The organism is Cellvibrio sp., from assembly GCF_053579595.1.
Window position 1 is genome coordinate 1 of sequence record NZ_JBRFPI010000444.1, and the last position, 3,464, is coordinate 3,464.

The 3,464-nt window shown below is 50.5% G+C and carries 3 protein-coding genes; all 3 read left to right on the forward strand.

What is annotated here, in order from left to right; genetic code table 11:
* Window positions 1–1,188, forward strand: a 1,188-nt coding sequence (locus ACWA6V_RS19360) for a DUF3426 domain-containing protein (RefSeq protein ID WP_449524030.1), incomplete at its 5' end; no start/stop codon positions are given.
* An 83-nt stretch (window positions 1,189–1,271) separates the two neighbouring features.
* The gene (locus ACWA6V_RS19365) at window positions 1,272–2,207 is read left to right on the forward strand and encodes a hypothetical protein (protein WP_449524031.1); all 936 of its coding nucleotides are present in this window, start codon (window positions 1,272–1,274) and stop codon (window positions 2,205–2,207) included.
* A gap of 245 nt (window positions 2,208–2,452) precedes the next feature.
* The gene (dusB, locus tag ACWA6V_RS19370; RefSeq protein ID WP_449524032.1) at window positions 2,453–3,442 is read left to right on the forward strand and encodes a tRNA dihydrouridine synthase DusB; all 990 of its coding nucleotides are present in this window, start codon (window positions 2,453–2,455) and stop codon (window positions 3,440–3,442) included.
* Window positions 3,443–3,464 lie beyond the last annotated feature (22 nt).

Here is a 3,464-nt window from a genome sequence, read left to right on the forward strand (position 1 = left end):
CCAGTCATACGTACTATAAACAAGTCATCGCTCGGACAAACCGACGATATTTTGATCAGCGACGACATGGACGACAGCAAGAGCGAAGCAAAAAGCTACGACTTCGATGGATTTATGGATATCAACACAACACCAAAGTCCGATGTATCGCTCTTTGAGCGCAAAATTCGCGACAAGGAGTCCGATGATACTGTCAGCACAACCGATGAATCCTGGGCAGAAATGCTGATGGAAGATGAGGAGGATGACACGCCCCAATTAGCAGTTCTGAAACCTAAAACCGATGAACAATTGGCCGATGACGAATTATTTGAAAGCCATGCAATAAATAAAGAACAAATGAATGAGGCAGCAGAAAAGCCACCAGCACCCGCCGTAACTCCTGCGCCCGGCTTGGTATTTAGCCTTGTGGGCGAGAAAGAAGAACAAGCCGCCCCATCAGGTAATCAACCTGCTACAGACGATTTTATAATCAGCGATGAACTGGCGCAGATGCCAAGTAATCAGGGGTTTAAACAATCCAACACTCCAGCCGCCCTCGACCCCAGTATTTTCGAAACGCCTGAAGAAAGTGCCGACGAAGACAGCGATGCACCCAAGCGTCAGGTCAAAACCCAACCCAAAATCCGTTCTTACGACGGTTCACGCACGGCGCTGCTGATGAACATCATTCCGGCACCGATTGAGTTTAGTGCCAAACGCATGCGCCGCTGGTATCAACGCAAACTCTGGCCGACCCTCAGCATCCTGGGCCTGCTCGCACTGGCAGTTCAGGTCGGTTGGTTCAAGTTTGATTATTTCAGCCGCGTTGAACCCTATCGCACCGGCTACTTATTCCTCTGCCCTTATCTCGGCTGCCAGGTGCCAACATTAGTTGATACCAGCCGCATCATCGCGTCCAACCTTGTGGTGCGCGAACATCCGGACACCCAAGGTGCACTGGCTGTTGACGTGATGTTGATAAATGGCGCTCCGTTTGAGCAGCCGTTTCCCGACTTGGTCCTGGTGTTTACCGATATTGATGACAATCAGGTTGCATCGCGCCGCTTTATCCCCAAGGATTATCTCGGCGGCGAACTGGTCGGGCGGGAGCTAATGCCGCAAAACCAGAAAATTCATATCACCCTGGATCTAGTAGATCCGGGCGCTGAGGCCGTGAATTACCATATCTCCATTCCACGCCAATAGCAGTCGCGCTGCTCCACAGCAGCAACTAGACTTAAGAATACAAACACCGACAGGACTGCCTGCTGCAAAAAGCGGAGCGCAATATGGAGCCCGGATCTATCGGCAATTGTATTTTGGTATTTTCCGGGTTGCGCCTCCTGCGCAACTTGTTGCTTTTGTTCACCCTCTGCTTACTTGCGTCAATCTGCGCAGCACAAACCAGCCCCCAAGCTCCATTAATCGTCACCCATAAATTACCCGAGCTGAACAGCACTGAACGCGTACTGCACGAAGTTGAAGTGCTGAAACTGGCGCTGGACAAAACCATCACCGAATTTGGCCCCTATGAACTGCACGGCATCCCGCCCATGAACCGCGCGCGCACGCTGGTAGCCTTGAGCCATAACGTATACCCCAATCTCATCTTGCAAATGAGCTACGAAGATGAATTGGCCGAACAGGAAAAGCTGGCCTTCATCCCTTTTCCGCTTGACCGAGGTGCCCTCAGCTACCGCATTTGTTTTATGCGCGACTCACTTAACGCCACAGCTAAAAGCATCACGCACCTCGACCAACTCAAGGATTATCATTTTGGTGTAGGTATTGGCTGGGCCGATGGCAAAATCCTGCGCCATAACGACTTGCAAGTCATTGAGTCCAACAGTGTCGTCAGCCTATTCCGCATGACCAAAGCCGGTAGAATCGATTTCTTCTGCCGCGGCGCCAGTGAGTTTTTCTATGAACAACAGGATCCAAATAGTCTGGGGCTCACAAGCGACACCCAACTTGCACTCTATTACCCGCTGCCCAAATTTTTCTTCGCCCATAAAGAAAGCAAAGCGGTGCTTAATCGTGTACAAAAGGGATTGGAAATTGCCTACAAAGATGGCTCCTTCAATAAACTCTGGAGCAAGCGCCACTTGCACACACTTGAACGAGCACAACTAAAACAGCGCAATGTGATCACACTGCAAAATCCACTCATAAAACATTTGGCGCGCGACTACGAAATCTATCTCTACGGCCCCATCAATCAGTAAATCGCCTACCGTCTGCCCCAATTCCGCTTTTTTTGCAACCAAAAGCGACTAAAAAACTCCTTTTTATCGCTCAAAAAAACGCCATTTTTTATGCTTTTTGCGTTCCCAACCCCCGCCCAAACGGGTATTATGGCGACCCTTTTACGCAGGGTCCCAGTACAAATTTGATACAGGGGAAACCCAGGTGAAACCGGCATTTTCGGCGCAACCGCAACTACAACGATTCATCACTAAAAGCCAACCACGTGTTTACTATCGGCTCCTATTGCATTGACAGTCAGGTCATCCTAGCGCCCATGGCCGGCGTTACTGACCGGCCTTTCCGTCAATTGTGCCGTTCACTGGGTGCAGGTTTGGTGATATCGGAAATGCTCACCGCTGACTCCAGCTTGTGGGGCAGCCGTAAAAGTAGCCTACGCATGGATCACACAGGCGAAGCTGAACCTATCGCCGTGCAAATTGCCGGTGGTGATCCGGAAATGATGGCTGAGGCAGCACGCCTTAATGCGGCCAACGGCGCCCAGATTATTGATATCAATATGGGTTGCCCCGCCAAGAAAGTATGTAAAAAAGCCGCCGGTTCTGCCCTTCTGAAAGATGAGCAGCTCGTCGCCGATATTTTGCAGGCAGTGGTAAGTTCAGTGAACATTCCGGTCACACTGAAATTTCGCACTGGCTGGAGCAATGAAGAACGCAATGCTGTGCGTATTGCACGCATCGCTGAAGATGCCGGCATACAAGCCCTCGCACTTCACGGTCGCACCCGTGCCGACGCTTTTTTGGGCGCAGCCGAATACGACACCATCGCCAGTGTAGTCAATGCGGTGAAAATTCCCGTATTTGCCAATGGCGATATAGATTCACCGCACAAAGCCAAATCCGTGTTGGATCACACGGGTGCCGCAGCAGTGATGATTGGACGGGCGGCGCAAGGTCGCCCCTGGATATTCCGGGAAATTGCGCATTACCTGCGTACCGGTGAGCAATTACCCGAACCGTCGCTGACTGAAGTCAGAGACATTTTATGTACCCATCTGTGTGAGCTGTACCGTTTTTATGGTGAGTTTATGGGCCCGCGTATCGCTCGCAAACATGCGAGTTGGTATTTGCAAACGGTCCCTGGCAGCGAAGCATTTCGCAAAACCTTTAACGCTATAGATAATGCAGAAGAACAACAAACCAGCATTCAAAATTTCTTTGAACAGCTGCTTACGAAAGAGGAAAAAGCCGCATGAATACCGCAACTTTCTTTGCTGA